The sequence below is a fragment of the Nitrosomonas sp. Is37 genome, from assembly GCF_033063275.1.
Classification (GTDB): Bacteria; Pseudomonadota; Gammaproteobacteria; order Burkholderiales; family Nitrosomonadaceae; genus Nitrosomonas.
In genome coordinates this window covers 1-6,823 of record NZ_JAWJYP010000053.1, presented here as the reverse complement: position 1 = coordinate 6,823, position 6,823 = coordinate 1, and the positions used below count along the sequence as shown (strand labels likewise).

General features: G+C 44.4%; 5 protein-coding genes and 1 pseudogene. 3 read left to right on the top strand and 3 right to left on the bottom strand.

What is annotated here, in order from left to right:
• The first annotated feature begins 547 nt into the window (after nt 1-547).
• On the top strand, nt 548-1,147 hold the full coding sequence (locus R2Q26_RS14955) for a TMEM175 family protein (protein ID WP_317537021.1): 600 nt from the start codon (nt 548-550) through the stop codon (nt 1,145-1,147).
• 382 nt (nt 1,148-1,529) lie between these two features.
• Here R2Q26_RS14955 and msrA read toward each other — a convergent pair whose 3' ends face one another.
• Complete coding sequence (msrA, locus tag R2Q26_RS14950) at nt 1,530-2,870, bottom strand: peptide-methionine (S)-S-oxide reductase MsrA (protein ID WP_317537020.1); 1,341 nt, start codon at nt 2,868-2,870, stop codon at nt 1,530-1,532.
• 380 nt (nt 2,871-3,250) lie between these two features.
• Here msrA and tnpA point away from each other — a divergent pair, with 380 nt between their 5' ends.
• The gene (tnpA, locus tag R2Q26_RS14945) at nt 3,251-3,682 is read left to right on the top strand and encodes an IS200/IS605 family transposase (protein WP_317537019.1); all 432 of its coding nucleotides are present in this window, start codon (nt 3,251-3,253) and stop codon (nt 3,680-3,682) included.
• Between the two features lie 179 nt (nt 3,683-3,861).
• On the opposite strand, the pseudogene R2Q26_RS14940 reads toward tnpA, so the two are convergent.
• Nucleotides 3,862-4,329 (bottom strand): annotated as a pseudogene (locus R2Q26_RS14940) (glutathione peroxidase); the annotation flags it as partial.
• Nucleotides 4,330-4,547: 218 nt separating this feature from the next.
• On the opposite strand from R2Q26_RS14940, the gene purT reads away from it, so the two are divergent.
• Nucleotides 4,548-5,765, top strand: a complete 1,218-nt coding sequence (purT, locus tag R2Q26_RS14935) for a formate-dependent phosphoribosylglycinamide formyltransferase (RefSeq protein ID WP_317537018.1) — start codon at nt 4,548-4,550, stop codon at nt 5,763-5,765.
• Nucleotides 5,766-5,830: 65 nt separating this feature from the next.
• On the opposite strand, the gene R2Q26_RS14930 is transcribed toward purT, so the two are convergent.
• Nucleotides 5,831-6,073: a hypothetical protein gene (locus R2Q26_RS14930; RefSeq protein ID WP_317537017.1), complete on the bottom strand. Its 243-nt coding sequence runs from the start codon at nt 6,071-6,073 to the stop codon at nt 5,831-5,833.
• Nucleotides 6,074-6,823 lie beyond the last annotated feature (750 nt).

Below are 6,823 nucleotides of genomic sequence, written 5' to 3'. Positions count from 1 at the left end.
ATCGGCTATTGATTGGCAATATGCCTAACCTACAACTTAGTAGTTGAGAAAAAGGGTTTTTCAGGGACGACTAGTTATGGTGTTACAAATAGTAACTCCACTATATAAAACCCTATATCAATCGTGCATCACTCAACAGGCACTTCTCGTTCTTCGGCATGGTGTGCGTCAGATGGTGCTCTCCTAGGGGTTGATGTGCTTGCCAAATTGCTATTTTTACTACAGCCCTGACTGCGCTCCCGTTCGTTCGCCAACTCTATACATCGCAGGTTCTCTACCGGGCGCTTGTCATGACAGATTCATTTTTACATGAGGGGAGAAGCAAAAATTTCTATATTGGAGAGTTAATTTTTAGTGATATGTATTTATGGCCCCCGTGTTACTTGAACAAGGGAAAACAAAATGGTGCGTTTATACTCTATATTAGGAGCTATTCTATTTTTAAGTTAATTAAGTAATAAAGACTTAGGAACACTTAGTCAGGTTATATGACATTCCGTTTCAGATTATGAGACATTTTTTGTCGTATATATTACGCGAGGTACTTATGAATCGGCACGATCCAACAGCGAACCTAGGCACGGATCGCCTGCAGTCTTTCAGTGACGGTGTCATCGCCATCATCATCACCATCATGGTGTTAGAGCTCAAGGCGCCGAATGAACCGAGCTTGAGGGGATTGCTTGCCGTAGCACCGGTATTTTTTAGTTACGTGCTGAGCTTCGTCTTACTGATCCTCATGTGGGTAGCTCACCACTATCTATTGTACCCTATTCGCCTAGTTGATCGGCCGCTACTCTGGGCAAACAGCAACTTGCTTTTCTGGATGTCCCTGATCCCGTTCGCGACCGCCTATCTCGGACAAAATCCCGTTGAGCCGTTTGCTGTTGCTTTGTATTCCGTTATTCTCGCGTGCGATATTGGTTCCTTTGCGCTGCTTCGCCAAGTTGTGTTCCGCCAACTTGTCCACAACCAGGATCTGGCGAGGTATCATGCCGCAGTCCAGCATCAGAATTTGATTGCAATCGCCGTGTATCTGCTCGCAGCTCCTCTCGCCTATGTATCGCTCTATTTGTCGTATGCAATCTTGGTGGTGATCCCTTTGTTCTACATTATGCCCGGGTTTTGGCGAATCAAGCGGGATTGATGGCAAGGGCACTTCGAGCAAGGTGTTGGTTGCGTGCATTGCCTACTAATCCTGCGCTCAAGGGCCTTGAGAAGCTGTATGACATACGATCAACATGGAAAGATTATTATTGATCCGCAGTAAGGTAATCGTATCCGCAAAGGCTTGGATTGGATCAGACTAGGGCAAATACCAAATACATATTTGCTTTTAGAGGTCAAAGATTGCGGATGGAGGCTGTTCCATGAAAATCAGCATACCTCTCTAATTCCATTTCTAAATCAAACCTGATTTTGTCGGCTTCACCTTGCCGTATCATTTATACTGTCTGCGGTTCGCCTTCGCGTCATGTTTGATTTGGAAATGGAATAAGGTAAATAAAGAGGGATGCGTTTCTTCTCAATCAATCTGGGATGAACTTCAGGACATTGCCGTTGATACAATAGCGCTTGAAGTTGGGAGCTGGGCCATCGTTAAAAACGTGACCAAGATGAATGCCTGAACTTGCACTGCGGACTTCGGTCCGTTTCATGCCATGCGAATTGTCTTCATGGAGCGTTACTGATCCCTCAACAGGGTCGAAAAAGCTGGGCCAGCCACTCTTGCTATCGAACTTTGTCTGGCTGAGAAAAAGCGTAGCACCCGTAATGGGATCGACAAATTTCCCAGGACGTTTTTCATCCAAATTGGTAGCAGTGAACGGCGGTTCGGTGCCTTGCTCAAAGGCGATCTTCTGTTGTCCCGGCGACAATAACTGAAAGCCCAGCCATTTCCAGAAATTTGATTGTTCCCCGTTATATCCCGTGTAACGGGTGACTTCTTTGCCGTTTCTGAACAGCACAATGGTAGGGGCAGCAAATAATGGTTTTTCCAGTGTCCAACCGGCAGGAGGATTGGCGTTCATCGTTGCAACGACGGGTACTTCTGCTTGCCAGCGATTGAGAATATCCTCATCAAACTGCTTGCAGAATTCGCAATTCTCGGCCTCAAAAATAACCAATTGCTGAGCAAAGTTCAAATCTTTGCCATTCAGCGGCTTCATGCGATCGGTAATTGCTCCACTGCTTAATGGATCATTTTGTGTAGCCTTATGGTTCGATGCGGGGTACTTTACTCCCGTGCCGCCGAGGCCGCAGTATCCGTTGGGATTCTTCTTCAGATAGTCTTGGTGGTATTCCTCGGCTGTGATGTAATTTTTCAGTGGCAGGATTTCAGTTGTGATCGGACCGTAGCCGACGGCATTCAGTGCCTGCTGGTAAACTTTCTGCGTTGCCAGTGCAAGGTCTTTCTGGGCTGCGTCATGATAATAAATTGCGCTCCGGTAATTGCTGCCGATGTCGTTGCCCTGACGGTCACCCTGTGTTGGATTATGGTTTTCCCAGAATTTCGCTAACACGGTTTCCAGCGTTACTTTTTCTGGGTCGAAAGTTACCTTGATCACTTCGGCATGATTCCGTCCTGCAGCCTTGCCTGCGCGAAGCGCCTTCTCATGATTCAATATCTGCTGGTAGCCAACGCCAGGAAGGTCACCACCTGCATAACCACTTTCTACATCGAGAACACCCGGAATCTCGCTCATGCGCTTCTCGGCGCCCCAAAAGCAACCCATTCCTAAGACGATGTAATCTGTCTTTGAACTGATATTTTGATTTGATTCTAGGCGGCTGGATATCACTGTTTTCTCCATCGCAAATGCTGTCATAACAATTAATAAACTTAATGTTGCTGCAATAATAGCTTTCATTATTTATCTCTGATGCTTAATTTTGATAAATTTTCGAAATTTGGGATAGCTTCAGTTCACGTTTGAGTAGAACTTACATTCTGGATCTTGCGTATCTGCCGGTTTATAACTTACTTGAGTTATACATTGCAGGCAATTATTGTCAATATGCTTTGTGGTGTAATTTCTTTTCGACTCTCAGAGAGGGTAGTGAAAGCAGATTAATTTCTCTGAAGCAGCAAGAATGCTGCAAAACTTTTAGCTTTTTCGTGCCAATTGAATCGGAATGAAGTAAATAAACGAGGTAATCCCCCCGGCTTTGCCGGGGGACTATTAAAGGTTTGACCGTGTGATACGGTCACCTTGATTCTTTTAGCTTGATCAAGAGCTAGGAGAATCAAATGAGAGATTATCAGAGTTTGGCCCATACAACATGGGACTGTAAGTACCACGTTGTATTTATTCCGAAGAGAAGGAAAAAGGTGATATTTGGAGTAATACGAAAGCACCTTGGGAAGGTATTGCACGAGTTAACAGAGCAGAAAGAATGCCAGATAGTGGAAGGACATTTGATGCCTGATCATGTACACATGTGCATTAGTATTCCGCCGAAGTACTCAGTGTCTTACGTAGTAGGGTATATCAAGGGGAAAAGTGCAATATCGATAGCACGAAAGTTTATGGGGAAATCGAGGAATTTCACAGGTGAAAGTTTTTGGGCGCGTGGTTATTTTGTATCGACCGTAGGGTTAGATGAAGAGATGGTTAGAGAATATATCCGACATCAAGAGAAGGAGGATGAACATTATGATCAGCTCAAGCTTGGTATGTGATGCCACCTTTAGGTGGCGCCAATTCTTGCCCCTTTGAGGGGCTAACAGAAATAAGCCTCCGGCTCTGCCGGAGGTAATTTAACTTTTTGATCAGTCATCTATGTTTTAGATAACTAATTCAGCGCTCAGTACATTCAGTTCCCATGAAAAAGATGGTTATTTTTCCTATACTTTTTCAATTATAGCAGCGAATTAATTTCTTTCTCTAGCTCCGCTGGTGACGTTTGCGGTGCAAAACGTTTAACGACTTCACCGTTGCGATCAACTAAAAATTTGGTGAAATTCCACTTAATCGCTTCTGTTCCTAAAATGCCTTTTTGTTCAGTTTTCAGATATTGATAAAGAGGGTGAGCACTTTCACCGTTTACCTCTATCTTGGCAAATAAAGGAAAAGTTACATCATAATTAAGCGAGCAGAAGTTTTTAATTTCTTCATCATTACCAGGTTCCTGTCCGCCAAATTGATTACATGGAAAACCTAAAATTTCCAATCCTTTTTCCTTGTGCTGGCGATATAACGCCTCTAAGCCTTTATATTGAGGAGTAAAACCGCATTCACTGGCGACATTGACGATCAGCAATACTTTCCCTCGATACTTATCAAGAACTATATCACTGCCATCATTTTTTTTACTGAAATCGAATAAATTGTTTTTGTTTCCATTGTGTCCTCTTTTTTAGATGATTGCGGCCGATGGCGACGGAGCAATAGTTCACGCGTTTGCATAAGCAAGTGGAAACTACAAGCATTGTCTATCGAGTAAAAAGAATCATCTCACATTTTTATTCCGCGATTGCTGCGAAAATATGTGCGCTTCAGTAGTATATTTTCCGCTATTTACAATTTTTCTCTTCGAAACATACCATGAGCAAACGATTCGTTATAGGTACCCCACTTAGTCCTTCCGCAACCAAAGTCATGTTGCTAGGTAGCGGAGAGCTCGGCAAGGAAGTGATCATTGCATTGCAGCGCTTGGGAGTAGAAACTATCGCTGTGGATCGCTATCCCAATGCACCGGGACATCAGGTAGCTCATCGCGCACATGTGATCAACATGGCGGATGGTACAGCATTGCGTGAACTGATTGAACGCGAGCAGCCGCACATCATCGTTCCTGAGATCGAAGCGATCGCGACCAGCATGCTGCTAGAGATCGAACGCGAGGGTCTCGCGCGCGTCATTCCTACTGCGCGCGCCGCACAGCTCACAATGAATCGCGAAGGTATTCGCTGTCTTGCAGCAGAAACATTGGGACTACCAACTTCGACTTATACCTTTGCTAATAGCTTGGAAGAATTGTATTCGGCGATAGAGGGTGGCATCGGGTATCCATGCATCGTTAAACCAGTGATGTCTTCCTCTGGCAAAGGGCAATCAAAAATTGATAGCGAAGCGGAAGTAGAAGCAGCCTGGAATTATGCTGCCAGTGGCAGCCGGGTAGATCAGGGGCGAGTAATTGTTGAAGGTTTTATCCACTTCGATTATGAAATTACTCTGCTTACCGTACGCGCAATGAATGCAGATGGTGATATTGAAACGCATTTCTGCGAACCGATCGGCCATATCCAAGTTCATGGCGATTATGTGGAAAGCTGGCAACCACAGCCAATGTCATTGTTAGCATTGCAGCGTGCGCAAGATATTGCCAGAAGAATTACTGGTAACCTAGGAGGCCTGGGTATCTTTGGTGTGGAGCTATTCGTCAAAAACGACGAAGTATGGTTCAGTGAAGTAAGTCCGCGTCCGCACGACACCGGTATGGTAACCATGTGCAGCCAGGTACAGAATGAATTCGAACTGCATGCTCGCGCCATACTTGGTTTGCCCGTCAATACGGCCTTACGTGCACCAGGTGCGAGTGCGGTAATTTATGGACAACTGGAAGAACAAGGTATCGCTTTCACTGGTGTGGATGAAGCGCTATGCGTACCGCAAAGCGATTTGCGCCTCTTCGGCAAGCCGGAATCATTCGCCCGTCGTCGCATGGGCGTGGCTTTAGCAAATGGTACAGATACCTCTGAGGCGAGAACACGGGCAAAACTCGCAGCTAGCCGGATTGTGCCAATAAAGCCGAGAAATTGAAGTGAAGAATTGGCATTAACAAGTTGGATTAATCTTTCTTGTAAATTGTATATTTACCGGCAGATTCAAGTTTGAAGTGCTAACCTTTTCTTGATTAAAAGCGGGTAGCCGCTCTTGGTTCCATGTAGAGTCAACAGGAATTCTTCACTGCCGAGTTTGAGATGTTTGGGTTTGCGCGTTTTGGTTTGGCGTAACGCTTCTTTGTTCACGGTCAATTGCTCATAGTCGATCAAACATCCCTGACCCGATACGAGGTTATAGGCGTATTCAATGGTATCGTAACCGTGGAGCAATAAGCACGGTGACATGATGGCTAATTATTTTTCAGGCAGTGGTTTAAATTTTTTTCTGGCTTTAATCGTCTCTCCGATGAGAGGGCGCTTTATTTGATCTTCCCTGATCATCGTGACTTATCTTGCCATTTCTGGCGGCAGGTCTTTAATCACTGCTTCAAGCCCACATTCCAGCAATTGATTAATGATGACCGATGTTGACACGTTGCCTAATTGCGCCAGATTTTCTATCTGCATGTAAATATGCAGGGAAACCGATGACTTCGTTGAACGGATGAAGTAATCAGCTCAAACCCCGTTTGCCCCGTAATCAGTTGAGCCAGGAGCTCGGCTTTATTGGGTAGTTCACTTTCCATTGACATTCTGTTATCTCCAGTGGATTAGTTATTGTGTGACAAATAGTAACCCGACATAAATTTCAATGACATTACGAAACTTTGCCATTGCCCTGACTGCGCTCCCGTTCGTTCGCCCGCTCTATACATCGCAGACTCACAGCCTGGCGTTTATCATGACATATTAATTTTTATATCTTGCTGGGATAATCAAAAATCACTATATTGAGCAAGAAATTTTTACTGTATGTATTTGTAGCCCACCGTGTTACTTAAACGGGGGTGAACTAAAAGGTGTGTTTATGCTTTATGCTAGGAGTTTTTCTATTCTTAAATTAATTTAATAATAAAGACTTAGGGTCTGTTGACGTTTTGAGATAAGTTATTTCATAAATAGAAAGCAAACTCGTAATATTGAGGTTCTCACACC

Bases quoted from the DNA above. Each gene is read 5' to 3' on its own strand.
- R2Q26_RS14955 (WP_317537021.1), top strand. From the start codon at position 548: ATGAATCGGCACGATCCAACAGCGAACCTAGGCACGGATCGCCTGCAG.
- tnpA (WP_317537019.1), top strand. From the start codon at position 3,251: ATGAGAGATTATCAGAGTTTGGCCCATACAACATGGGACTGTAAGTAC.
- msrA (WP_317537020.1), bottom strand. From the start codon at position 2,870: ATGAAAGCTATTATTGCAGCAACATTAAGTTTATTAATTGTTATGACA.
- purT (WP_317537018.1), top strand. From the start codon at position 4,548: ATGAGCAAACGATTCGTTATAGGTACCCCACTTAGTCCTTCCGCAACC.
- R2Q26_RS14930 (WP_317537017.1), bottom strand. From the start codon at position 6,073: ATGTCACCGTGCTTATTGCTCCACGGTTACGATACCATTGAATACGCC.